Annotated in this window: 19 protein-coding genes, 1 pseudogene and 1 riboswitch; of the genes and pseudogenes, 11 read left to right on the top strand and 9 right to left on the bottom strand. The window is 71.1% G+C overall.

Translation table 11 applies throughout. The features are described from left to right. Nucleotides 1-48: 48 nt before the first annotated feature. From ACFVWW_RS28290 to ACFVWW_RS28280, 3 genes are all read left to right on the top strand, one after another. Complete coding sequence (locus ACFVWW_RS28290) at nt 49-699, top strand: class I SAM-dependent methyltransferase (RefSeq protein WP_386877423.1); 651 nt, start codon at nt 49-51, stop codon at nt 697-699. A 63-nt stretch (nt 700-762) separates the two neighbouring features. Beyond that, complete coding sequence (locus ACFVWW_RS28285; protein ID WP_386877424.1) at nt 763-1,683, top strand: N-acetylmuramoyl-L-alanine amidase; 921 nt, start codon at nt 763-765, stop codon at nt 1,681-1,683. A 170-nt stretch (nt 1,684-1,853) separates the two neighbouring features. Then, nucleotides 1,854-2,717 carry a hypothetical protein gene (locus ACFVWW_RS28280; RefSeq protein WP_386877425.1) on the top strand — a complete coding sequence of 288 codons (864 nt, stop codon included), beginning with the start codon at nt 1,854-1,856 and terminating at the stop codon, nt 2,715-2,717. A 107-nt stretch (nt 2,718-2,824) separates the two neighbouring features. Here the strand turns inward: ACFVWW_RS28280 and ACFVWW_RS28275 are convergent, their stop codons facing one another. Then, entirely contained in the window at nt 2,825-3,613 is a 789-nt protein-coding gene (locus ACFVWW_RS28275) for a maleylpyruvate isomerase N-terminal domain-containing protein (protein ID WP_386877426.1), read from the bottom strand. Nucleotides 3,614-3,681: 68 nt separating this feature from the next. On the opposite strand from ACFVWW_RS28275, the gene ACFVWW_RS28270 reads away from it, so the two are divergent. Then, nucleotides 3,682-3,975, top strand: coding sequence for a hypothetical protein (locus tag ACFVWW_RS28270; protein WP_384193919.1), 294 nt, complete (start codon nt 3,682-3,684; stop codon nt 3,973-3,975). Nucleotides 3,976-4,030: 55 nt separating this feature from the next. On the opposite strand, the gene ACFVWW_RS28265 is transcribed toward ACFVWW_RS28270, so the two are convergent. From ACFVWW_RS28265 to ACFVWW_RS28255, 3 genes are all read right to left on the bottom strand, one after another. After that, on the bottom strand, nt 4,031-5,140 hold the full coding sequence (locus ACFVWW_RS28265) for a prenyltransferase/squalene oxidase repeat-containing protein (RefSeq protein ID WP_384193922.1): 1,110 nt from the start codon (nt 5,138-5,140) through the stop codon (nt 4,031-4,033). A gap of 2 nt (nt 5,141-5,142) precedes the next feature. Further along, entirely contained in the window at nt 5,143-5,877 is a 735-nt protein-coding gene (locus ACFVWW_RS28260) for a methyltransferase domain-containing protein (RefSeq protein WP_384193916.1), read from the bottom strand. A 169-nt stretch (nt 5,878-6,046) separates the two neighbouring features. Beyond that, nucleotides 6,047-7,408 carry a glycosyltransferase family 4 protein gene (locus ACFVWW_RS28255; protein ID WP_386877427.1) on the bottom strand — a complete coding sequence of 454 codons (1,362 nt, stop codon included), beginning with the start codon at nt 7,406-7,408 and terminating at the stop codon, nt 6,047-6,049. A 336-nt stretch (nt 7,409-7,744) separates the two neighbouring features. Between ACFVWW_RS28255 and ACFVWW_RS28250 the strand changes: the two genes are divergently transcribed. Then, nucleotides 7,745-8,389 (top strand): TetR family transcriptional regulator, encoded by a 645-nt coding sequence (locus ACFVWW_RS28250; protein WP_384331790.1) that lies wholly within the window; start codon nt 7,745-7,747, stop codon nt 8,387-8,389. A gap of 39 nt (nt 8,390-8,428) precedes the next feature. Here the strand turns inward: ACFVWW_RS28250 and ACFVWW_RS28245 are convergent, their stop codons facing one another. The 3 genes from ACFVWW_RS28245 to ACFVWW_RS28235 all read right to left on the bottom strand — a co-directional run bounded on the left by ACFVWW_RS28245 (nt 8,429) and on the right by ACFVWW_RS28235 (nt 13,330). Beyond that, nucleotides 8,429-9,745, bottom strand: coding sequence for a hypothetical protein (locus tag ACFVWW_RS28245; protein ID WP_386877428.1), 1,317 nt, complete (start codon nt 9,743-9,745; stop codon nt 8,429-8,431). A 102-nt stretch (nt 9,746-9,847) separates the two neighbouring features. Further along, a complete protein-coding gene (locus ACFVWW_RS28240; protein ID WP_384193907.1) occupies nt 9,848-10,753 on the bottom strand; it encodes a phosphorothioated DNA-binding restriction endonuclease in 906 nt (301 codons plus the stop codon). A 144-nt stretch (nt 10,754-10,897) separates the two neighbouring features. After that, nucleotides 10,898-13,330: a lamin tail domain-containing protein gene (locus tag ACFVWW_RS28235; protein ID WP_386877429.1), complete on the bottom strand. Its 2,433-nt coding sequence runs from the start codon at nt 13,328-13,330 to the stop codon at nt 10,898-10,900. 527 nt (nt 13,331-13,857) lie between these two features. Further along, nucleotides 13,858-13,931, top strand: a riboswitch (cobalamin riboswitch). A gap of 129 nt (nt 13,932-14,060) precedes the next feature. On the opposite strand from ACFVWW_RS28235, the gene ACFVWW_RS28230 reads away from it, so the two are divergent. Genes ACFVWW_RS28230 through ACFVWW_RS28210 form a run of 5 tightly spaced genes read left to right on the top strand, consistent with a single transcriptional unit; the run spans nt 14,061 to nt 20,166 of the window. Continuing rightward, nucleotides 14,061-15,389 (top strand): prenyltransferase/squalene oxidase repeat-containing protein, encoded by a 1,329-nt coding sequence (locus ACFVWW_RS28230; protein ID WP_386877430.1) that lies wholly within the window; start codon nt 14,061-14,063, stop codon nt 15,387-15,389. Continuing rightward, a complete protein-coding gene (locus ACFVWW_RS28225; RefSeq protein ID WP_386877431.1) occupies nt 15,386-16,156 on the top strand; it encodes an SCO2322 family protein in 771 nt (256 codons plus the stop codon). Before ACFVWW_RS28230 ends, ACFVWW_RS28225 begins: the two co-directional genes overlap by 4 nt. Before the next feature lie 10 nt (nt 16,157-16,166). Further along, a complete protein-coding gene (locus tag ACFVWW_RS28220) occupies nt 16,167-17,441 on the top strand; it encodes an energy-coupling factor transporter transmembrane protein EcfT (protein ID WP_386877432.1) in 1,275 nt (424 codons plus the stop codon). Further along, the gene (locus tag ACFVWW_RS28215) at nt 17,438-19,162 is read left to right on the top strand and encodes an ABC transporter ATP-binding protein (RefSeq protein ID WP_386877433.1); all 1,725 of its coding nucleotides are present in this window, start codon (nt 17,438-17,440) and stop codon (nt 19,160-19,162) included. Before ACFVWW_RS28220 ends, ACFVWW_RS28215 begins: the two co-directional genes overlap by 4 nt. Then, nucleotides 19,159-20,166: an ECF transporter S component gene (locus ACFVWW_RS28210; protein ID WP_386877434.1), complete on the top strand. Its 1,008-nt coding sequence runs from the start codon at nt 19,159-19,161 to the stop codon at nt 20,164-20,166. The genes ACFVWW_RS28215 and ACFVWW_RS28210 overlap by 4 nt, the downstream gene beginning before the upstream one ends. A 568-nt stretch (nt 20,167-20,734) precedes the next feature. Here the strand turns inward: ACFVWW_RS28210 and ACFVWW_RS28205 are convergent. Further along, nucleotides 20,735-21,397, bottom strand: coding sequence for a phosphotransferase (locus ACFVWW_RS28205; protein WP_386877435.1), 663 nt, complete (start codon nt 21,395-21,397; stop codon nt 20,735-20,737). 80 nt (nt 21,398-21,477) lie between these two features. Further along, nucleotides 21,478-22,713 (bottom strand): annotated as a pseudogene (locus ACFVWW_RS28200) (IS701 family transposase). Between the two features lie 166 nt (nt 22,714-22,879). On the opposite strand from ACFVWW_RS28200, the gene ACFVWW_RS28195 reads away from it, so the two are divergent. Then, a complete protein-coding gene (locus tag ACFVWW_RS28195; protein WP_384183697.1) occupies nt 22,880-23,284 on the top strand; it encodes a type II toxin-antitoxin system PemK/MazF family toxin in 405 nt (134 codons plus the stop codon). Nucleotides 23,285-23,554: the final 270 nt, after the last annotated feature.

The following is a 23,554-nucleotide window of genomic DNA, read 5'->3' as shown; positions in this document are numbered from 1 at the left end:
TGGGCGCCCACGCTCCGTACCAGCGGGAGCCGGCACGAGGAGTAGCGCATGCCCACCGGCACCGGACCCAAGGCCGATGTCCTCGCCGCCTTCGAGGCCGCCAAGGGGTTCATGCCCGTCCATGAGGGGCTCGCCCTGTACGCGGCGGCCACCGAAGCAGGCGCGCTCGGACTGCCGCTCCTGGAGGTCGGCACCTACTGCGGGCGCTCCACCGTGCTGCTCGCCGACGCCGCCCGGGAGGCCGGGACGGTCGCCGTCACCGTCGACCACCACCGCGGCAGCGAGGAGCAGCAGCCCGGCTGGGAGTACCACGACCCGACCGTGGTCGATCCGGAGACCGGCCGGATGGACACGCTCCCGACCTTCCGCCGTACCCTCCACCAGGCAGGGCTGGAGGACCATGTGATCGCGGTCGTCGGCCGTTCGCCGCAGGTCGCCCGGGTCTGGGGCGGCAGGATCGGACTGGTCTTCATCGACGGCGGTCACACCGACGAACACGCCAACGGCGACTACGAGGGCTGGGCCCCGCATCTCGCGGAGGACGGGCTGCTCGTCATCCACGACGTCTTCCCCGACCCGGCGGACGGCGGCCAGGCGCCGTACCGCGTCTACCTCCGGGCCCTCGCGTCCGGCGCCTTCACCGAGATCTCGGTGACCGGCTCGCTGCGGGTGCTGCGCCGTACGGCACCGGGCATCTGACCACTTCTCCCCGGACCGGCGGATGACCGGTCCAGTGCCGGGAGGGGCACTAGCATCGCTGAGGTGTCGTACGACGAGAGCCAGCCCCACGCCAGCCGCCGCTTCGGCCGGAACACTGTCACCCTCGCCTTCGCCGCACTGGTGCCGGCCATGCTGGCGGGGTGGCTCGTCTGGCAGGGGATGAGCGGGCCGGGGGACGGCGGGCCGCCCGCCGCGGCGGCGGCCGGCGCCACCTCCGTACCCCCCTCCGCGGCCGCCCCCACGCCCACCGCGCGATCCGCCTCGCCGACACCGTCCCCCGCCCCGGCGGGACCGCTCGCGGGCAAGGTCGTGGTCATCGACCCGGGCCACAACCCCCGCAACCGCGATCACACCGCCGAGATCAACAGGCCCGTGCACATCGGCACGGGCAGCAAGGAATGCGACACCACCGGCACCGCCACCAACGCCGGTTACGCCGAGGCCGCGTTCACCCTCGATGTCTCCCACCGCCTGCGCACACTGCTCCAGAAGCAGGGCGCGACGGTCACGCTCACCCACGACGACAACCGCGCGTACGGCCCGTGCGTGGACGAGCGCGCCCGTATCGGCAACAAGGCGAAGGCCGATGCCGTCGTCTCCGTCCACGCGGACGGCTCGGGAGCGGGCAATCGCGGCTTCCATGTCATCCTCCCCGCCCTGGTCAAGGGAGACGGCGCGGACACCACGGCAATTGTCGGCCCCTCGCGCGAACTCGGCGAACGCATCGCGGGCAATTTCGTACGCGTCACCGGAAGCGCACCCTCCAACTACGTGGGCGGCGGTACGGGGTTGGACGTACGCGAGGATCTCGGCGGGCTGAACCTGTCGACCGTGCCGAAGGTCTTCGTCGAATGCGGGAACATGCGCGACGCGCAGGACGCCGCCCTGCTCACGGACGCCGAATGGCGGCAGCGGGCGGCGCGGGGGCTGGCCGACGGCATCAGCGGTTTTCTGCGCAACTGAGGCCGCGTAACAGCCCGATACCGGGCCTGATACCCGGCAGACGTCCCGATCGGGCAGACGATACATTCATCCTTACGATAGGGAGCCGCCCCCGAGCTTCGCACCGCGCACCGCCGCACAGGCGGCCGCGTCGACCGCCCCGACGAGACGACTGACGAAGGACTTTTCACGTGAACATCCGCTCCCTCACTCGAGGCGACGGCGTGGTGATCGGAGCAGCGGTGTTGCTGTTCATCGCCTCGTTCCTCAATCTCTACGAGTCCAGTGCCTTCGGGTCCGAGAACGCCCCGAACGCCTGGGACTCGCTGGGCACCGTGATGAGCATCCACCTGGCCGGCGTCATCGCCGCGGCACTGATCGTCACCTCCCGCGCGCTGCCGCAGCCGCGGAAGATCGCGGGGCTCGACCTCGGTCAGTTCGGCATCGCGCTGGCGGTCTTCGCGGCGTGGACGGCGCTCTGGTCCCTGATCGGCCTGAACGGTCTCAGCGCGGGCAGCGGCCTGATCCTCGGCTTCATCGCCGCCCTGCTCCTCGCGGCCGGCGCCGTCGCCACGCCGCTCGTCCCGGCCCTGAAGGTCGCGCTCGTCGGCGCCCCGAAGCCGCAGACCCCGCAGCCGTACGGCGGACAGCCGGGCGGCCCCGGCCACGGGTACGGCTACCCGGGCGGCCAGCAGCAGTACGGTGCGCAGCAGGGTCAGCCGTACGGCGCCCAGGGTGCCCAGGGCGGACAGCCCCAGCCGTACGGTGCCCAGCAGGGTCAGCCCCAGGCGGGCCAGCCCCAGGCGGGCCGGCCGCAGCAGGGACAGCCGTCGCAGGGCGGCGCCGCGCCCGCGGGCGACTTCACGCCGTTCTGGTTCGCGGTGCCGGTGGCCCGTCCGCTGTACGGGGAGGACGGCTCGCCGTCCCCGATCGCCGAGCTGGCGCCCGGCACCTGGTATCTCGCGGTCGAGCAGCGCGGGTCCAGCCTGGTGGCCCAGACGCAGGACGGCCGCCGCGGTGTCCTGCAGGACACCACCGGGATCCAGCGCGGCTGACACCGCGCGGGATCCGGCGCGGCTGACACCGCGTCACCACAGCACGGCCTGCGGCCCCCGCCCTTCCTGGGCGGGGGCCGCGGTCGTACCCGTCCGTCACCCGTCCGTCATCCGAACGACGCCCGCTCCAGCCAGAAGTCCAGCAGCTTCGCGTCCCCCAGCACCTCGACCCGGTCGCTGTCCGCCGGCAGCCGCCGGTAGAAGACCCGCAGCACGTCGGTGAGCGGGCCGCGCAGCGCGACGGTCGCCTTCTCGTGCCCGCGCCGCCAGCTGAAGCCGTCCTCGCCGAACTCGATCAGCCACTCGGCGTCCAGCCCGTCCGGGGCGTCCGTGGCGTGGAGGTGGATGCTGCGTCCCCCGCCGCGCAGCTCGGCGGCTTCCGCGTCACCGTGGGCCTGCGCGAAGGCCACGCACTGGAGCCATTCGTCGATCGTGTCCGCGGCGACCTCCGGCTCGGCCTCGTAGGCGATCCCGGCGGCCAGCGCCGCGTCCGCGCGGTGAACGACCGTCTCGTGGGTCATCCGCCGCGCCCAGAAGCCGGCGGAGCGGTCCCAGCCCCAGCTCCACACCGGGGCGTCGGGACCGGCTGCCCGCAGAGTCGCGGCGGCCTTCTCCGCACCCTCCGCGAGCCAGGCGTCCAGCGCGGCCGGCTCGGCGTCGCCGGGGCCCTCGGCATCCGGGACCTGGTCGTCGGGGACCGCCTCCTCGGCCCGGGTCCGTACGATCGTCTCGGCCCAGCGGTGCGCGCCGCCCACATGCCGCGCGAGCTGCCCCAGTGTCCAGTCGGGACAGCTCGGCACGGATACCGAGAGGTCGGCGCCGACCAGTACCGCCCTCAACCGGTCGGTCTGCTCAATGATTTGGTCGCAGTAACGGTCATGCCCCAGAAGCGTCATGCGCTGCACCCTATGGGCTGGCCCGGCCGTACGGGTTTCACCCGCTCACAAGCGGCAACACGTTCGGCATGTCCTCACGTCATCGCAGTGGAAGTGGCTCCGCGGCGACGATCATCATCGTCATCGCGGACATCATGGCCTTCATACTGGGCCTCTGGATTTTGATGTACCTGCTGGACGCCAACCGCGCCAACGACCTGGTCAACTTCATCCAGGACGCGGCCCGCTGGCTCGCCGGCTGGTCCTATGACCTGTTCACCTTCGACGAGGCTTGGGCCCGTGTGGTCTGCGGCTACGGTCTCGCCGCGGTCGTCTACCTGCTCATCGGCCACGGGCTGGCCAACCGCCTGCGCCGGATCTGACCCGGCCGACCCCGTGACCGTTCACGCCGACCGCGGTCACGGGCTCGTCCACAGCTCAGCCGCAGCAGTCGGGCTCCAGTCCGCGCGGCAGACGTTCGCCGCTGAACACGGCGGTGGTCGCCTCATCTCCCCCCAGGGCGGCCACCGCCAGCAGCAGCGAACCCGCGGTCCAGGTGGTGAGTTCCTCCGGCCAGACGGCACGGTTGCCCTCGAAGACGTACCCCGTCCAGTACAAACCGCCGTCGGCCCGCAGATGCTGGATGGACTGAAGGACCTCCAGCGCCCGGTCCGACTCCCCCATCACCCATAGCGCCAGGGCGAGTTCACAGCTCTCGCCGCCCGTCACCCAGGGGTTGGGCAGGACACAGCGCACCCCGAGTCCGGGGACGACGAAGCTGTCCCAGCCCGCCTCGATCCGCTCCTTCGCCTGCGCTCCGGTCACCGCCCCGCCGAGTACGGGGTAGTACCAGTCCATCGAGTAGTGGCTCTTGTCGAGGAACCGCTCCGGGTGGCTGCGGATCGCGTGCGCGAGCGCGCCGGCCGCCAGCTCCCAGTCGGGCTGCGGCTCTTCGCGTTCCTCGGCAATCGCGAGCGCACAGCGCAGCGCCTGGTATATCGACGAACACCCGGTCAGCAGCGCGTCGTCGACGGCCGTGCCGTCCGCCTCGCGCTTCCAGCCGATCTGTCCGCCCGGCTGCTGGAGCACGAGGACGAATTCGATCGCCGCGTGGACGACCGGCCACATCCGGTCGAGGAACCCGTCGTCGCCGGTGGCCAGGTAGTGGTGCCAGATGCCGACGGCCGCGTACGCGCAGAAGTTGGTCTCCCGCGCCCGGTCGCTGGGGCGAGCCGCGTCCCCGGCCTCGTCCCCCTTCTCGTCGTGGGCGGTGTCCTCGTACGCGGCGTACCAGGACCCGTCCTCGTTCTGCTGCCGGGCCAGCCACTCGTACGCCCGCGCCGCCGCGTCGTGTTCGCCCGCGGCGTCCAGCGCCATGGCCGCCTCGACATGGTCCCAGGGGTCGAGATGGTGCCCGCGGAACCACGGAATGGATCCGTCCGGGCGCTGTACGGCGAGCACACTCGCCACTGTCTCGGTGGCCTGCTCGGCGGTGAGCACACCGGGCAGGACGAGGTGTTCCGTGGCGTCGGGGCCACGGCCGGCCAAGGTCACTTGGCAGCCGCAACGGCGCGGTGCGGCTTGGTCGCGTAGGCGACGAAGCTCTTGCCGACCACGGGGTTCAGGAGCTGCTCGGTGACCCGGGTGACGGCGGGCTTCTTCATGATGTCCCAGACCAGCAGCTTGTGGTACGCGCGGACGGGCAGCGCCTTGTCGTTGTCCACGCCGAAGGCGCACTTGAGCCACCAGTACGGCGCGTGCAGGGCGTGCGCGTGATGCGTGCCGTACGGCTTGAGCCCGGCCTCCCGCATCCTGCCGAGCAGTTCGTCGGCCTTGTAGATCCGGATATGGCCGCCCTCGACCTCGTGGTACGCGTCGGAGAGCGCCCAGCACACCTTCTCGGGGCCGTACCGCGGGACGGTGACGGCGATCCGTCCGCCGGGCCTGAGCACGCGGACCATCTCCGCGAGCACACCCTTGTCGTCGGGGATGTGCTCCATGACCTCGGAGATGATCACGACGTCGAACGACTCGTCGGGGAAGGGCAGATTGAGCGCGTCGCCCTCCATAGCGGTGGCGGTGGCGCCCACCGGGGCCTCCCCGGCTTCCCTCATCGCGGCGAACCACTTGGCCACCTCGCGGATCTCCTCGCCGTTCCGGTCGAGGGCCACGACCTGGGCGCCGCGCCGGTAGCACTCGAAGGCGTGGCGGCCCGCGCCGCATCCCAGGTCGAGCACGCGGTCGCCCGCGGCGAGCGGGAAGCGGGTGAAGTCCACGGTCAGCACTGGGTCCTGCTTTCGCGGTCGAGGGGGCGGAGGAGGCGGGGGCGTGCGGGGGCGGGGGGCGCCGCCGTACGGAGACGGACGTACGGACGCGAGCCGAGCGGGTGCGGGCCGAGTCGGTGCGGGCCCGGCGGGTGCGAGGCGAGCGGGTACGGCAGGAGCGGGCAGGGCATCAGTCGGTGCCGCCACGGGCCGCCGCCGTGGTACGGCCCCGCTGCCGGGCGCCGGCCTCTCGGGAGCCGGCCCGCGCGACGATCGCGGCGCGATACAGCTCGGCGGTGCCCTGGGCCGCTCTGGCCCAGGTGAAGCGGGCCAGCACCCGTTCGCGGCCCGCCGCGCCCAGCCGGGCGCGCAGCTCCGCGTCGCCGAGCAGCCGTCCGAGGGCGGCGGCCAGCGCGCCCGCGTCGCCCGGCGGGACGGCCAGACAGGTGGCGCCGTCGGCGCCCGCGACCTCGGGGATCGCACCGCCGGTGGTGGCGACGAGCGGCGTGCCCGTGGCCATCGCCTCGGCGGCGGGCAGCGAGAAGCCCTCGTACAGGGACGGCACGCAGGCGACTTGCGCGCCGCGGACCAGATCGACCAGTTCCGCGTCGGAGATGCCCTTGACGAACTCGACGGCGCCTTCGAGTCCGTACCGCTCCAGGGCCTGTGCGACGGGGCCGTCCTCGGCCCGCTTGCCGACGACGACGAGGTGCGCGGCGGGGTGTTCGGTACGGAGCTTGGCGAGGGCCTCGACCAGATGGACCAGGCCCTTGAGGGGCACGTCCGCGCTGGAGGTCGTGACGATCCGGCCCGGGATCTCGGGCACGGCCGGGTCCGGCGAGAACAGCTCCGTGTCGGCGCCGATGTGCACGACGTCGATACGGTCGGCCGGTACGCCGAGATGGTCGGTGATCTCCCGCTTCGAGGTGCCGGAGACGGTGAGCACGGACGGCAGCCGGCGCGCGACGCGCTTCTGCATCCGGGTGAAGCCGTACCAGCGGCGGACGGAGGCACGTTTGCGCCAGTGCTCCGCGGCGTCCAGCTCCAGCCGCCGGTCGACGGTGATGGGGTGGTGGATGGTGGTGACCAGGGGCGCGCCGAGGTCGCCGAGGAGTCCGTACCCGAGCGTCTGATTGTCGTGGACGACATCGAACTCGCCCACGCGGGAGGCCAGATGACGGCGGGCGCGCAGCGAGAAGGTCAGCGGCTCGGGGAAGCCGCCCGTCCACATGGTCGCGACCTCGAGAGCGTCGATCCAGTCGCGGAACTCGTCGCGCTTCGGCGTGCGGAAGGGGTCGGGGTGCCGGTAGAGATCGAGGCTGGGCAGTTCGGTGAGCGGGACGCCCGCGTCGAGTACGGGATAGGGCTGGGCGCCGATGACCTCGACGCTGTGCCCGAGGCGGGCGAGTTCGCGGGAGAGATGCCGGACATAGACGCCCTGGCCGCCGCAGAACGGGTTGCCCTTGTAGCTGAGGAGTGCGATACGCAGCGGGCGGTCACTCTCGCCCCGGGGCCCCGCTCCCGTGCCCGCCTCTATGGCCTCAGCGGTCACTCTCGGCCCCCTTCTCACTGCGCTCTTCCGCGTTTTCGCCGGAGCGTAACCGCTGGCGCCAATCTAGAACAAGTTCTTGTCGGCCGGGGGCCCGGCCGCCGCTCCCGGGGGGAGCCGGCCGTGATCGACCGCCGGTTGACGCGCCTTGATCGCCCGATCGGCCGCTCACAGCCTCCGAATCTACCGGCAGGTAGCGTCGCTGTACGGGCCGGATCAGGTGATTCGCGCCACGGCAGGTCTGCCATGCTGTGCGGTCCGGAGGCGCCACCCTCGATCCCGGAGGGTCCGGAGCCCTCCTGGGGCAGCGCGCTGAGCGAAGGGCATGGAGTGGGACATATGGCCGCGAGAGTCAACCCGGTGTCAGCGCCGCCCCCGCTGACGGAACGCCAGGAGGCACGGCGCCGCCGCATCCTGTACGCCACCGCCCGGCTGGCGGGCCGGGGCGGTTTCGACGCCGTACAGATGCGCGAGGTCGCCGAGGAGGCCGGCGTCGCCCTCGGCACGCTCTACCGCTACTTCCCCTCGAAGATCCATCTGCTGGTCGCCACGATGCAGGACCAGCTGGAGCACCTCCACACCACCCTGCGCAAGCGGCCCCCCGCCAGCGACAGCCCGGCCGAACGGGTCGCCGAGACCCTGCTGCGCGCCTTCCGCTCCCTCCAGCGCGACCCGCACCTCGCGGACGCGATGGTCCGGGCGCTGACCTTCGCGGACCGCGGCGTGAGCCGGGAGGTCGACACGGTCTCCCGCCAGACGACGGCGATCATCCTCGACGCGATGGGCCGGGCCATCGCCCAGGAGGGCCCCACACCCGAACAGCTCTCCGCGGTCCGCGTCATCGAACACACCTGGCACGCGGCCCTGATCACCTGGCTCTCGGGCCGCGCCTCGATCGCCCAGGTAAAGGCCGACATCGAAACGGCCTGCCGCCTGATCGACCTGACAACCCCCACCGACAACCCACTCCCCCCACCCGACTGACACCACTCACGCGGCGAGCGAGCCGTGAACGAAGGGCGATTACCGCTCGCCGCCCTCCCACAGACCACGCGCGCGCTCCCGAGCACCATCGGGAGCCGGGAGGCGTTCGAAGGCGCCCGGTGCGACCCGATGGATGACGTCGATGCCGTAGTGGTGCAGCAGGTCGCGCTCTTTCGGCGCGAGGGGCTGCGGAAACAGCCCGGCGAGGCGGCCGACCGGGTCCGGAGCGTAGCGGACGTAGTCGAGCAGCTGGGCCAGCGCTTCGCGTACGTAGCCGCGCTCGACACGGCCCTTTGCCTCTATGAGCTCACGTCCGCCGGGGCCGTTCAGATAGATGTCGCAGATGCCCGCCGCACTCGAGAAGCGATTCACCGTCACGCCGGTGAGGCTGCCGCAGAATTCGATCACCAACGCCGACTCGTCCCGGTTGAAGAGCAGCTGTTGAGCGACGCGCTCCACCGTCGTTGACCGCGTGTGCTGGCGCTCCACCGGCATCTCCCGCACCACGCCGGGCGGCGTCTCGGCACCGGCCTCCTCCAGGGCGGTGCTGGTGGTGATGAGCAGCCCGTCGATCCCTGCTCTGGCCCGCTCACCGGAAAGCACCAACTGCCCGGGGTACTGGAAGTTCGGCTTGTAGCCGAGGAGTTCACTCAATGTCGCGTACGGGATCTCGGCCGGCGCGAACTGCCGCAAGCTGTACACCGTGTGCCAGCTCTCGCCACCGTCCTTCGGTGGCCACATCACGTCGGCGAAGGAGCTGTTCCGGAAGATCGCCCCGACCTCTCCGACGGCCCGGACGTGATTCTTCCCCGTGAACAACACGACGTCCCCAGTGGTGACGTCCGCCATCTTGCCGTCGTGGCCCGACGTGGCACCCCAGAAGCGGGACCGCCCGTCGGGGTGGAGCTCGTTGAGGCGGCGCAACTGATCGGCCGTCAACTTGTCTGCGTACTGAGCCTCGGTGAACGGCACCGTCCGGTCCAGCGTGTCCTCCCAGTGCCGACGTGACTCGGCACTGCCGAACGCCGGGGAGACCAGCAAGCGGGCCGTGAGGCCCGGGTCGGTGGGTCCGTCCCCCGCCGAGGACACCTCAACATGGAATCCGAGCCGGGTGAGCACGGGAACGACAGTCGCGGCACCTCCGGAAAAGTCGCCGGATCCTAAAACCTGACCGTTCACATGACGGTGGGCCACACCGACGATGGCCTTGGAGTCGTATCGACGGCCGTCGTGAAGGAGCACGTAACTTCGAGCGGGCTTGAACCCGTGGTCCGCGAGGAACTTCTCCCCGCCGAGGTCGTCGTACTCGGCCAGTGTCCGCAGCACATCGTCACGGGTGACGTCAGCAATTCCCACACACCGATCATATGACTAACGCTCAGCTCGGCTGTGAGCCAACACCGCTTCCCGGAGGCGCCGTTCCTCGGATGAACGGCGGGTCCGGAGGAGCACACGCGCTTACGCGGGGGTGCGGGCGGTGCCTCGGAAGACTTGGGTGGAGTGCCAGGCGATGTGGTCCGGCGCTACGTCGGGGGAGCCCGGTTGGGGGGCGAGGAGGGGGCGGCCCACGAGGTCGGTGACGAACTGGCGGGCGGCGTCGCTGCGGCCGACGAAGCTGCGGGAGACGGTGATGTCGCGGTCGGCGGTGAGGCCCAGTACGCCCTTGTCGAAGAGTTTGTGGTGCAGGGAGCAGAGACAGAGGGCGTTGCTCAGGGTGTCCGGGCCCTCAAAGGCCCACCACCGCACGTGTGCTGCCTCGAGTCCGACCGGGACTCGGCTCAGCAGGCCGTCGTAGCCGCAGAAGGCGCACCGGTACTCGTACGCGGTCAGCACCAGCTCACGCAGGGCCGGATCGCGTCGGCGGGGTGCCGGGATGAGAACGCGCGGCATGTGACCGCTGTCGGGCTCGGCTCCGTCGATGTCGAGGCCCGTGTCCGCGCGGATGTCGGCGTGCAGCGAGGGCGCGAAGTTGGTGTCCAGGAGCAGCCGGGCCATGCGGGCCAGAAGTCCCGGGTCCGCGTCCAGGTCGGCGCGTAGTTCGGGGCTGAGCGAGCCCGTCGCGCCGGTGGCCCTCAGCCGTCCGAGGCCGGGTCCGGGGCTGGCGCCGCCGTCCTCCGTGCTGACGTGCCAGAAGCCGTCGCTCGTGAGGTGGTGGAACGGGTAGCCGGGGCTGGTGGTGCGGGGCGGGCCGTACTCGGCCAGCAGACGGGCGAGATCCGCCTCGGTGTCGGTGAAGCGCAGCCCGACGGTCCGGTCCCGTTGGTAGCGGCCGAGGGCGTAGAGGAGCAGCAGCGGCTTGTGCGGGGCGCGTTCGCCTTGACGCGCCCAACGACGCATACGGGAGATCCGCTCGACCCAGTCCATGGAGGGTGATCCTAGGCCCTGTCCGGTCGATCTTCGCGGGCCCGCGACGCCCGGACAGGGCCCAGCCGGTGCTCAGGCGTGGCCCCATGCGGCGGTGTGCGCGCCCCCGGGGTGGGGGCGCGCACACCGTACGCGTGCGAGGGGTCAGCGGATGGTGACCACCTGGGGGTCGTGGTCGCTCGTCTGGTCGGAGAACTCCGAGTTGATGTGGACGACGTCGTACCCGGGCTTCTTGATGGCCGGGCTGACCAGGATGTGGTCCAGGGTCTGCGAGTTGCCGTCGTAGACGTAGCTGTAGCGCTCGTTCTCCGGCAGCGTGTTGATCAGGTCGATGAGGACCTTGCCCTTGGTGAGGGCGGTCAGCGGCTTGGAGAACTGGTAGTCGTTCATGTCACCGAGGACGACGACCTTGGCCTTCATGTCCTTGAGGAGCAGCCCGGCGACGAAGCTGTGGACCTCCTTGGACTGGGCCAGGCGCTGGGTCTCGGAGCTCAGCGTCGGGGGCTGGAACCGGCCGTGGACCGGCTGGTCACCGCCCTTGGAGTTGAAGTGGTTGCCGATGACGAAGACCTGCTCGCCGCGGAAGGTGAACTCACCGACCAGCGGCTTGCGGCTGTTCGTCCAGGCGTCCGAGGTGGGGTTGATGCGGCCCGGGGAGGCGGACAGGGAGATGTCCTTGCCGTGCTTGCCGCTGGTGACGACCTTGACGCCGGTGGTGGCGTCGCCACCCGGGCGGTCCACGAAGCTGACCCGCTTCGGGTTGAAGAGGAGGACGTTACGGATGTTGCCGCCCGGCTCACCGCCGTCGGCCTTGTCCGTCGGGTCGACGGAGCGCCAGTCGTACGTCGGGCCGCCGGCCTTCTTGATGGCCTCGATGAACTGGGCGAGGGTCTGGTCTGCTGCGACCGTACCGTCGTCCTTGGCGCCGTTGTTGTCCTGGATCTCCTCCAGGCTCAGGATGTCCGGCGTGGCGAGGTTGGTGACGACGCCCTCGGCCAGCCGGTCGAACTTGGCCTGCGGGTCGGTCGGGTCGAGGTTCTCCACGTTGTACGTGGCCACCGAGAGCTCGTCGGACTTGGCCTTCTTCGCCACCTCCGGCTTGAGCCCGCCCGACGTGACCTTGCCCATGACGGTCGCCTGGATGTTGTAGCCACCGTAGTTGGCGAAGTCCAGCGGGCCGGCGGTCAGGCCGGCGAGGGTGTCACCCACGTTGGCCGCGAGGCTGTCGCCGGTCAGCGAGGCGACCAGGAGACGGCCCGAGTTCACGTCGTTGTACGAGGTGTAGATCGTGCCGCCGCGGGGCGTCGGGTTCTGCTTGGGCTTGGTGGTGATCCAGGTCTCGCCGTACGAGTTCGAGGCGCCGACCACGCGGCTGTCGCCGATCCGTACCAGCGTGCCCTCGCGGGACTCCAGCCAGTCCATGGCGAACTTGGCGGGCTTCAGCGTGAGCGGCTCGATGTTGAGCCCCTGCACCTTCGGGGCGTAGGACTCGGCGAGCGTCTTGGAGTCGATCAGCTCGGCCGCGGGCACCGCGTTGCTGGAGGACAGCACGGTGGTCGTCGGGCCGGTCAGCTCGGTGACGGACTGCCCGCCGGCGCTCGCGCCGCCCGGGTAGTACTCGGTGACCTTCGCGGAGACCAGGACCGAGTCGCCGACCCGCACCAGCGGGGTGGCCGAGCCGGTGAAGACGAAGACGCCCTCGCTGGTGGCCGGGTCCTTGTCCGGGGTGGTGTCCTGGAACCAGAAGCCGCGCGAGGAGCCGGTGGAGCGTACGGCGGTCACCACGCCGGGGACGTTGGTGACGGTGTTGCCCGCCTGCGGGGAGATCCGGGTGGCACCCTGGATGTCGTGGATGCGCAGCTCACCGGGGGTGGTGTCGGTGGGCGAAGGGGTGGGCGACGGTTCGCCGCCGCCGCCCGTGCCTCCGCTGTTGCGGGGGCTCGGGGTGCCGCCGACGAAGTCGGTGGAGTTGTTGTCCGTGTCGGCGAGGGCGCCGTTCCTGGCGACCGAGGTGGTGTTGCCCGCGCCGGTGGCGGGCGAGGTCTCCCGTACCAGGGCGGTGCCGAAGCCGACCAGGTCCTTGATGCTGCCGTCCGCCGCGCAGTCGGCGGCGGTGACGCAGGTCAGCGGGGCGGTCGAGTGGACGAGCGCGATGGTGCCGCTGCTCGCCGACATCGCGATGGCGCCGGTCGCGTCCGGGGTGGGCAGGGCGGTGTCGCCGCCGGTGCCCTTGGCCTCCTCGACGAGGTAGCTGCCGCCCGCCGGGATGGCACCGGTGATCTCGGTGACCTGCCACTTGGAGCTCTGGGTGGGCGCGCCGCTGAGGTATTGCACGGACCAGCCGGTGAGGTCGAAGGGACCGTCACCGGAGTTGCCCAGCTCGATGAAGTCGCTGGTGAGGGTGGCACCTGAGTTGCCACCGCCGCCGTAGACCTCGGCGATCACCGCGTCCGGGGACGGGGCCGCCTGTGCGGTGAAGGGGAGCACGACGAACGATCCGGCCAGGCCGACGGGGAGCGCCAGCGCGATGAATCTGCCGCGCCGACCGCGCAGGGCCGGGGGTATGGAAGGGGGCACGGTGAGCTCTTTCTCTTGCGGGACGTGTTGCGGACCAGCCTGCGGACCAGCCTGCGGACCTGCGTGCGGGACTTCTTCTGGTCCTTCTTCTGGTCCTTCTTGTGCGTTCTGTCGCGTGTTGCGTGTTGCGTCGCATGTTGTGTCGCGTGATCTGTCGCGTGTTCTCTCACGCGCTCCCCGTGCGTTCCCCGTGTGTTCCCGCACGTGATTCATGTGGACGCGGCGTGGAGGAGAGGTGCGCGAAGCCTGAAAGTCGGCTCAAGATACGCGCGTAGACCGGGCTCCAACAAGAGGCGGTACGACCCAAAGCACAAGTGTTTACCAACCGTTCGCCGGATTTAACCAGGTTGCCGGGTGGCGGGGCGATGGACCCACTGATCGTTATCTCCTTCGCCGGCCCACAACCTCCCTGCTCAGTAGGCGAGTTAAGCACCCGCCCGTACCCCCGTCCGCCTCGGGCCGCCCGCCCAGGGGAGCGGTCTGGTACGGGCCGGTAGAGTGAGCGCGTCGTCATCATGTCCGTACGGGGGGAAGCCGGTGCGAATCCGGCGCTGACCCGCAGCCGTGAGCCCGCCCTCGCAGGCGGGGAGCCGGAATGCCCCGTACGCGGTCGTGACCGGCTCGTGCCATCGGAAACCGCCGGTGGCCGGCATCGTCGAGGTATACGAGGCCGGAGTCTGGTGCCTGAGTGTGCCTGCGCCCGGCTCCCGCAGGAGAGGCCCACCCCGCCATGACCACCGTTCGCCGCAGCTCGGCCGCGTTCGCCGCATCCGCCGTGCTCTGCGTGGCCGTCGCTCCGGCCGCTGTCGCGGGGGGCGATGTGAATCCCGCCGGCTCGCCGTCCTCCTCCGCCTCCCCCTCGCCGGCCGCGTCCGACGCTCCTTCCGCCTCGCCCTCCTCGCCCCCGCCGGTCGTGATCCCGCCGGGGCTGTACGGCGACAAGGACCCCACGTACGACGGTGTGTGGCGGCAGTCGCTGGCGATGCTGGGACAGTTCGCGGCGGGCGTCCGGCCCGCGAACCAGGCCGTTGCCTGGCTGAAGGGACAGCAGTGCGCCAACGGCGCCTTCCCCGCGTACCGCGCCGACCCCACCACACCGTGCGACGCCACGACCATGGTCGACTCCAACGCCACCGCGGCCGCCGTCCAGGCGCTCTCCACGCTCGGCGGCCAACGGGCTCCCATGGACAAGGCGATGAACTGGCTGAGGTCCGTACAGAACAAGGACGGCGGCTGGAGCTACAGCCCCGGTACGCCGAGCGACGCGAACTCCACCTCCCTCGTGATAGGCGCGCTGACCGTCGCCGGCATACGCCCCAGCTCGATACGGTCGCCGGAGGGCAGGAACGCCTACGACGCGCTGGTGAGCTTCTCGATCCCCTGCGATCCGGGAGCGGACGCCGGAGCCTTCGCGTACCAGCCGGACGCCGCCGGGAAGCTGAGCGCCAATGACGACGCCACCGCGGCGGCCGTGCTCGGCGGGGTCGGCAAGCGGATGGTGACCGCGCCGGTGGAGGCGGGCCCGGCGCCGTCCTGCGAGAAGACCGCGGACCTCGCGCCCGAGCGGGCGGCCCGCAACGGCGCCGCCTATCTGGCGTCCGCGCTCGCGGCGACCGGCCATCTCGATCTGCCGCCGATGCCCGGCGCCGACGACAGCGCACCGCTGCCCGACGTCGGGAACACGGCGGACGCCGTCGTCGCCCTGATGGCCTCCGGATACGGGGACCAGGCGACCGGCGCCCTGGAGTGGCTGAAGGAGAACTCCGGTGCCTGGGCACAGGAGAACGGGCCGGCCGCCTACGCCCAGCTGATCTTCGCCGCCCATGCGACGGACACGGACCCGCACAACTTCGGCGGCATCGACCTCGTACAGCGGCTGAACGCGACCGGTCCCGCGCCGAAGGCCGTGGTGGCCGCGACGGCACCGGCCACCGCCGAGAGCGGGACCGGTGCGGGGGCCGGACGCGGCACGCTGTGGGGCATCGGGATCGGTCTGATCGTCTGCTGCGTCGCGATCGGCTTTGTGATCAACAGCCGCAGGAAGACCCAGCAGCCGTGATCCGCACCCGGATCCGGCCTCCGTTCGCTCCGTCCGCTCCGTCCGCTTTCGTCTGTGCCCTTTGTGTCCTCCTCCTTTCTTTCGCCGCCGTCCTCACGTTCGGCGCCGGGAACGCGCAAGCGGCCGGCTACCGCTACTGGTCGTTCTGGGAGAGCGGCGGCGGGAAGTGGACCTACGCCACCCAGGGGCCCGCGACGGCGCGGCCCGCCGACGGCGCTGTCCGCGGCTTCCGCTTCTCGGTGAGCGAGGACAGCGGGGACGCGGCCAAGCCACGCAGAACCCCCGACTTCGAGGCGGTCTGCGGTGACACCCCGGCCGAGGACGGCCGCAAGCGGATCGCGGTCGTCATCGACTCCGGTACGCCGGCCGACGCCCCGGACGGGGAGACTCCGCCCGCTCTCCGGGCCGGGTGCGCCCGGGTCGGCGAGGACGCGACCGCCGCGGATGCCCTCGCGGTGGTGGCGAAGCCGCTGCGCTACAACAGCGCCGCGCTGCTCTGCGCGATCTCCGGCTACCCGGCCTCGGGCTGCGGGGATCAGGTGTCGGTGCCAGGTGGAGACGGGGGCTCGGAGCCCGCTTCGAAGGCCACGCCGACGACCGCGGATTCGGCCGCGTCCGAGCCCTCCGGCTCCGCTCGTGCGGACGGTGGCGGAAGCGACGGCGGAAGTAACGGCGGCGGCCCCTTCGTCGGCGTCTTCGGCGGCCTCGCCGCCGTGATCGTCCTCGCCGCCGCCGGGTTCTGGCAGGCCCGCCGCCGGCGCGGCTGAGCCGGACGCGATGAGCAGGACCGTAAGCCGCCGTTCCGTAAGCCGCCGCACCGCGAAACCCCATACCGCGAACCGCTCTTCCGCGCTCCGCGCGCCCGAGGCGAACCGCTCCAACGCCCTGCACGCCGGGGCCTGGTGGCTGTGGGCGCTCGGGCTGGCCGCCGCCGCCTCCCGTACGAGCAACCCGCTGCTGCTCGGGTTGCTGGTCGGCGTCGCGGGCTATGTGGTGGCGGCTCGCCGTACCGACGCGCCCTGGGCCCGTTCGTACGGCGCGTTCGTCAAGCTCGGCCTGGCCGTCATCGTCATCCGGCTGCTGTTCTCGGCCTTCCTCGGTTCGCCGATCCCCGGCTCGCACGTACTGGTCACCCTCCCCGAACTGCCGCTGCCCGACTGGGCGCGGGGCGTACGGATCGGCGGCCGGGTGACGGCCGAGCAGCTGGTCTTCGCGCTGTACGACGGCGCGAAGCTCGCCACACTGCTGATCTGCGTGGGCGCGGCGAACGCGCTCGCCAACCCGGCCCGGCTGCTCAAGTCGCTGCCGGGCGCGCTGTACGAGGCCGGGGTCGCCGTCGTCGTGGCGATGACCTTCGCGCCGAACATGGTCGCCGATGTGCTGCGGCTGCGCACCGCCCGCAGGCTGCGCGGCCGTCCCACCGGCGGGGTGCGGGCGATCCTGCAGATCGGACTGCCGGTCCTGGAAGGCGCGTTGGAACGGTCGGTCGCCGTCGCCGCCTCGATGGACGCCCGCGGATACGGACGTACGGCCCAGGTCCCGCCCGCCGTACGGCATACCACCACCGCGCTCACGCTCGGCGGGCTGTTGGGGGTGTGCGCCGGATCGTACGGACTGCTCGCCGCACAGGGCGCCGGATACGGGCTGCCCCTGCTGGCCGCCGGGCTCGCCGCGGCGCTGGCCGGGCTGCGGCTCGGCGGCCGGCGCTCCGTCCGTACCCGCTACCGTCCCGACCGCTGGGGCGTCCGCGCCTGGCTGGTGGCCGGTTCGGGCGCGGCCGTCGCGGCGCTGATGATCCGGGCGGGCGCCGTGGATCCGGAGGCGCTGCACCCCGGTGTCGTACCTCTGGTGGCGCCGACGCTGCCGCTGTGGCCGGCGGCGGGGGCGCTGATCGGTCTGCTGCCCGCGTTCATCGCGCCCGTGCCGAGCGCGCCGACGAAGCCCACGGCCCCGACGAAGCCCGCAGCGCCCACGGCGCCGTCGACGCGCCCGGCGCCCACGGCGCCCACGGCGCCCCCGCAGGCTTCCGCGTCGAAGGAGACGACCCCGTGATCCGGTTCGAGCAGGTGTCGGTGACGTACGGCGATGCCCCGGCGCCCGCGATCAGCGGGGTCGACCTCACCGTGCCCGAGGGCGAACTCGTACTGCTCGTCGGGCCGTCCGGGGTCGGCAAGTCGACGCTGCTCGGTACGGTCTCCGGCCTCGTCCCGCACTTCACCGGCGGCAGACTGCGCGGCCGCGTCACCGTCGACGGCCGCGACACCCGTACCCACAAGCCGCGCGAACTCGCCGACCTCGTGGGCACGGTGGGGCAGGACCCGCTCGCTCACTTCGTCACCGACGTCGTCGAGGACGAGTTGGCGTACGGCATGGAGTCGCTGGGTCTCGCCCCCGACGTAATGCGGCGCAGGGTCGAGGAGACGCTCGATCTGCTGGGGCTGGCCGAGCTGCGCGACCGGCCGATCGCCACGCTCTCGGGCGGTCAGCGGCAGCGGGTCGCGATCGGTTCCGTACTGACTCCGCACCCCAAGGTGCTGGTGCTGGACGAGCCGACCTCGGCGCTCGACCCGGCGGCGGCCGAGGAGGTGCTCGCGGTACTGCAACGGCTGGTGCACGACCTCGGCACGACCGTCCTGCTGGCCGAGCACCGGCTCGAACGGGTGGTGCAGTACGCGGACCAGGTCATCCTGCTCCCCGGCCCCGGGGAGCCGCCGGTGGTCGGGGATCCGGAACGGATCATGGCGGTGTCGCCGGTGTATCCGCCGGTGGTGGCGCTGGGCCGGCTGGCCGGCTGGCAGCCGCTGCCGCTGTCCGTACGGGATGCCAGGCGCGGGGCGGCGGAGCTGCGGGAGCGGCTGGCGGTGACAGAACCACTGCTGGTGGCCGGCGGTGGTGCGGGCGCTCGTAGCAGCATCAATACAGGCGCTGGGGGGCCGGCACCCCGGGGCTCGCTCGCCAGGCTGCTGCGCCGCCGCGAGGCCGTCCCGGTATCCGGCGACCCCGAGTTTCTCGCCGTCGTCAAGGACCTCGGCGTACGGCGCGACCGGATCGAGGCGCTGCGCCGGGTCTCGCTCACCGTCGCGCCGGGCGAGACGATCGCGTTGATGGGCCGTAACGGGGCGGGCAAGTCCACCCTGCTGAGCACCCTGGTCGGGATGGTCGAGCCCGCCTCCGGCACGGTGGTCGTCGGCGGCCGCACCCCGCACCGTACGCAGCCGCGCGAGCTGATCCGTCAGGTCGGTCTCGTACCGCAGGAGCCGCGCGATCTGCTGTACGCCGACACGGTCGCCGCCGAGTGCGCGGCGGCGGACGGCGACGCGGGCGCGGCGCCCGGCAGTTGCCGGGCGCTGGTGGGCGAGCTGCTGCCCGATGTACGGGACACGACGCATCCGCGCGATCTGTCCGAGGGACAGCGGCTGGCGCTGGCGCTCGCTGTCGTCCTGACCGGACGGCCTCCGCTGCTGCTCCTCGACGAGCCGACGCGCGGCCTGGACTACGCGGCGAAGGGCCGTCTCGTCGGGGTGCTGCGGGCGCTGGCGGCCGAGGGGCACGCGATCGTCCTGGCGACGCATGACGTCGAACTGGCCGCGGAGCTGGCACACCGGGTGGTGATCCTGGCCGACGGCGAGATCGTGGCGGACGGCCCGACGCACCGGGTGGTGGTGTCGTCCCCGGCCTTCGCGCCGCAGGTCGCGAAGATCATGGCCCCGCAGGAGTGGCTGACGGTGACTCAGGTCCGTACGGCGCTCGCCGTGGCGGAGGAGTCGCGATGAGGACGGACGGCGCGAGCGACATGGGCGGCGCTGCCGACGCGGGCGACGCGGGCGACGCGGGCGACGCGGGCGACGCGGGCGACGCTGCCGACGCTGCCGACGCTGCCGACGCTGCCGACGTGGGCGTACCGCAGGCTCGCGCCGTACGGCTCGGTCCGCGCTCCGTCGCCGCCCTCACCCTGGTCAGCGCGATCGGGATCATCGCCTTCGGCTGGCCGCTGCTCGCCGCTTCCCCGTCCGGTCTCGCGCACTCCCAGGACGCGCCCTGGCTCTTCGCCGCGCTGCTCCCCCTGCTGGTGGCCGTCGTGGTCGCGACCATCGCCGATTCCGGGCTGGACGCCAAGGCGGTCGCGATGCTGGGGGTACTGGCCGCCGTCGGGGCGGCGCTGCGACCACTGGGGGCGGGCACGGCGGGACTGGAACCCATGTTCTTCCTGATGGTGCTGAGCGGCCGGGTCCTGGGGCCGGGGTTCGGCTTCGTCCTCGGCTCGGTCACGATGTTCGCGTCGGCGCTGCTGACCGGCGGGGTCGGGCCATGGATGCCGTTCCAGATGCTGTCCATGGGCTGGTTCACGATGGGCGCCGGACTGTTGCCGGGGCCGGACCGGCTGCGTGGCCGCGGCGAGCTGCTGATGCTCGCGCTGTACGGGGCGTGCGCGGCGTTCGCGTACGGCACGATCATGAATCTGCAGGGGTGGACGTATATCGGCGGGCTCTCGACCGGTATCTCCTTCCATCCCGGAAATCCGGTCCACGACAACGTGGTCCGCTTCCTGGCGTACTGCGCGGCGACCTCGTTCGGCTGGGACCTGGGGCGGGCCGTGCTCACGGTCGTACTGACCCTCACCATCGGCGCCACGGTGCTCAAGGCACTACGCCGGGCCACCCGACGGGCCGCGTTCGACGCGGAGGCCACCTTCGAGGACCCGGTCCTCAACGGCGGGGAGCTGCCGTCTGCGGCTCAGGACCGAGGGGTACCCGAGGCGGGCCGGGCCGTTCAATGACGGGCGGGGCCGCCCCTTCTTGTGTGAGTGTCGCGGCTCCGGGCCGGGCATCAAGAGCGCTCCTCCGTCGCGTCGGCTACGCCGATTCCGCTCCGCTCCACCCTTGACCCCCGCCCCTCCACCGCAAGTGAAGGAAGTGGGGGGCGGCCGGGGGGAGGGTTCCCCGGGGGGCTCAGTTCTGGGCCCGGGTCCTTTGCCGACCTCGCGTCGGTGGGTGGTCTGCGCGGCAGTGGAATGGGGCGGCCCGGCAGGGCTTAGCGACCGACCACCGTCCGTTGCTGAGGCGCAAGCTGGTGTCTGAGCCGGGTGGGTGGTGGGGTGGGTGTGACATGTGGGACGAAAGTGGGCCGGTGAGGGCTCGTTTGTGCCCGAGGATCCGTTTAACACACCCCCTGACGCACGACCGACCGCTGGGGGATCCAATCAGCCGGGCAAATAGGTACATATCAGGGCGTTACGTGTCCCAACGTTCGCCCTGTCGACGACCCTGCGCAGGCCCTCCGTGGGCAAGTCATCGCGTCAGCGCAGGACACGGCGATCTGGTCCACTGCCCGTGTCCGCGTCGGTTTCAGGGACCGGCAGAGACAGCAGCACGGTTCCGCAACCACGCCACCTCTGTGATGGTGAGATTCGGGTCGGCCAGCTTGGCGTTGACCGCCTCCTGAACCCGCGGGGTGGGATCAGTTCCGCAGCCGCCCTGGACAGCTCGCAGAAGCAGACCCCGTCCCAGACGTGCGGCAAGCCCGGGGACATCGGCGCTGCCGACGGTCACCATGGTCATCGCCACATCGGCAGCGGGATCACCAGCGCCCGCATTGCTCCAGTCGATTACCACGGGGCCGCGCCCGGTCAGAATGACGTTGCCCGGATGCAAATCCAAGTGCAGCACCCGGTCATCACCCGCAGTGCCGAACCGCTTGGGCAGCCATGCCGGTGCCGACAGCCCATGAAGTCGATCGTGGAGGCCGCCCAGCATTCGACCGAGGTCACGCACCCGCCACGGGCGCCGGGCCAACGCTTCCTGCAGCGTCGGTCCGGTCAGCCGCTCAAGAACCATGTCGGTATCGGTGACCTCGTACACCTTCGGCACCGGATACCCACACGCAGTCAGGTGAGTCATCAAGCGCGACTCCAGATCGGTCGGCCGCCCCTCGTGCCGATACCGTCGCAGCACCCTGGACTCATCCAGGGCAAACACATCAGCGTCCCGCCCCCGTGCGATCAACTCCATGCCGGGCAGTCTGTCTTGGCGACCCATCGCCTGCCAACAGGGCGAACGTTGCCCAGTACTCCAGCCGTAGATCGTGATCTTCATGCTTGAGCGGCTTGACGCCGGTAGTGGCTGGTCTGGGATCGGGCCTGGTGGCGGCGTCGCCAGACGGACCAGCGAAGTCGGCGGACAGGGTCAAAGACGGTCCGGTTGACGAGCGTGATGAACAGTCGTTGGATCTCGTCACAAGTGAGCGGTATCAGCTCGTCGGGCGAGGGATGACCCTCGTGATCGTTCGCGCGGAGGACAGCGAGGAAGGCATGCGCGAGCATGGCCAGGGTGACCCAGCGGGACCAGGACGGGTAGCGGCGGACCTGGTGCTCGTCCAAGGCCGCCAAGCCATTGCCTGACTGGAAAAACTCCTCGACCCGCCACCTTGATCCAGCGACGCGCACCAAGGTGGTCAGCGGCACTGCGGCCGGCGAGTAGCAGCGGTAGTACGCGAGTTCGCCGGTGCTGCGGTTGCGGCGGATCAGCAACTGCCGGCTCCCGGGCCGGGGATCGGTGAGGTCGATGACGGCCCAGTCGTAGAAGCGGTGGCCCTTGGCTCCGACCCCTGAGGACAGCTTCTGCCAGGCCCTCTTGGGCACCTTCCTGGCCAACATGTCGGCGCGAAACCTCCCGGCGCCTGTGGTGACTTCGTGCGAGCAGGCCACCGCGAGGACGTAGCCGGTGCCGCGTTCCTCCAGCGCGGTGCGCAGCCTCGGGTTGCCGCCGTAGACCTCGTCTCCCGCGACCCAGGCGGCCCGATGGCCGGCGTCGAGGAATCAGGTGACCATGCGAGCGGCCAGCTCCGGCTTGGTCGCGAACTCCGTATTGTCACCGAGGCCGGCGGCCCGGCAGCGGTCGGGATCGGAGGTCCAGGAACGCGGAACATAGAGTTCCCGGTTTACCGCGGCGTGCCCGCGGCGGCCGGCGTAGACCAGGTAGACGGCGACCTGGGCGTTCTCGATCCTGCCTGCGGTGCCGGTGTACTGGCGCTGGACACCGACGGTGTCGGTGCCTCTCTTCACGTCGCCGGTCTCGTCGACCACCAGCACCGCCTCGTCGTCGTGCAGATGCTCCACCACGTAGTCACTTACGTCGTCGCGGACCTGGTCGGCGTCCCACTTGGCCCGCCCGAGCAGGTGCTGCATGCCGTCCGGGGTCCTGTCTCCGGCCCACTCGGCGATGGTCCAGCAGTTCTTGCGCGGCAGGTCCGACAGCAGGCCGAGTACCAACTTCCGGGCCCGGCGCCGGGATTCGACCCGCGTGAACTGTCCCGCTATCCGGCTCATCAGGCCCTCGAACGCCTCCTGCCAGCGGGCAGGGTTTACGCTGTGACCTGCGGCCACCGCATGATCTTCAGTCTTCACACACCGATGATCAACGGTGGCCGCACCCGTCTCCACAGCGCGTCAGGCTCGCGCAGCGTCTGCCTGCCATCCTATGTCTGGAGGACTTGTGCAACGTGGCGAAGTCTGGTGGGTCCAGTTCGACGAGCGGAGGCTGGTCGTACTGCTGTCGGGAGACGACACGTCCGGTATCCGGGTGATGCAGGTCGTCGCTCCGGCGGGCGTCGACATCAGCGGTCTGGGCATCGAAGTGATGGTCGGCGCCAGTGAAGGTCTGCCGTTCGAAGGCGTGCTGCGGCTCGCGTTCCCGCGTCCAGGCTTCACCCCTTGCACGTGGCTGACCACTGTGTCCCGGGACGACCTGATAGAGCGGGCGGCCGTCCTGTCCTCCGTGAAGCTCAGCGAGATTGACGATGCCCTACAACTCGCTGAACAAGCGCAGGAGCGGACCCCGGCAACGACCGCGAAGCTCAGCGAGATAAGGGACGCCCTCCGTCTCGGTGAACTCGGGTAGACGGAGAAGGAGCCGACGCCCGCGACGGCGTGGGCGATCTCGGGCGAGATGATCGACGCTGGCCACCTGTCGCCTCGGCGCCCCTCACCATCGAGATCACGATCTACGGCTGGAGCACTAGTGCGGCACTAGATGGCTTGATCGGCTTCATGCACGGCACATCTCACCCGCCGGGGCAAAGGTTCCGCGCGCGTCCTTGGCCGCGTCCATGTCGGTTGTGCTCGCCATCACGCCAAGTCGCCTGGATGATAGCGGTATTGACGCCATCTC

It is taken from the genome of Streptomyces sp. NPDC058198 (assembly GCF_042882605.1).
GTDB lineage: Bacteria > Actinomycetota > Actinomycetes > Streptomycetales > Streptomycetaceae > Streptomyces.
The sequence above is the reverse complement of the archived record's forward strand: the minus strand, read 5'-3'. Positions and strand labels throughout refer to the sequence as shown.

Bases quoted from the DNA above. Each gene is read 5' to 3' on its own strand.
- ACFVWW_RS28290 (WP_386877423.1), top strand. From the start codon at position 49: ATGCCCACCGGCACCGGACCCAAGGCCGATGTCCTCGCCGCCTTCGAG.
- ACFVWW_RS28275 (WP_386877426.1), bottom strand. From the start codon at position 3,613: ATGACGCTTCTGGGGCATGACCGTTACTGCGACCAAATCATTGAGCAG.
- ACFVWW_RS28270 (WP_384193919.1), top strand. From the start codon at position 3,682: ATGTCCTCACGTCATCGCAGTGGAAGTGGCTCCGCGGCGACGATCATC.
- ACFVWW_RS28250 (WP_384331790.1), top strand. From the start codon at position 7,745: ATGGCCGCGAGAGTCAACCCGGTGTCAGCGCCGCCCCCGCTGACGGAA.
- ACFVWW_RS28240 (WP_384193907.1), bottom strand. From the start codon at position 10,753: ATGGACTGGGTCGAGCGGATCTCCCGTATGCGTCGTTGGGCGCGTCAA.
- ACFVWW_RS28230 (WP_386877430.1), top strand. From the start codon at position 14,061: ATGACCACCGTTCGCCGCAGCTCGGCCGCGTTCGCCGCATCCGCCGTG.
- ACFVWW_RS28220 (WP_386877432.1), top strand. From the start codon at position 16,167: ATGAGCAGGACCGTAAGCCGCCGTTCCGTAAGCCGCCGCACCGCGAAA.
- ACFVWW_RS28210 (WP_386877434.1), top strand. From the start codon at position 19,159: ATGAGGACGGACGGCGCGAGCGACATGGGCGGCGCTGCCGACGCGGGC.
- ACFVWW_RS28205 (WP_386877435.1), bottom strand. From the start codon at position 21,397: ATGGAGTTGATCGCACGGGGGCGGGACGCTGATGTGTTTGCCCTGGAT.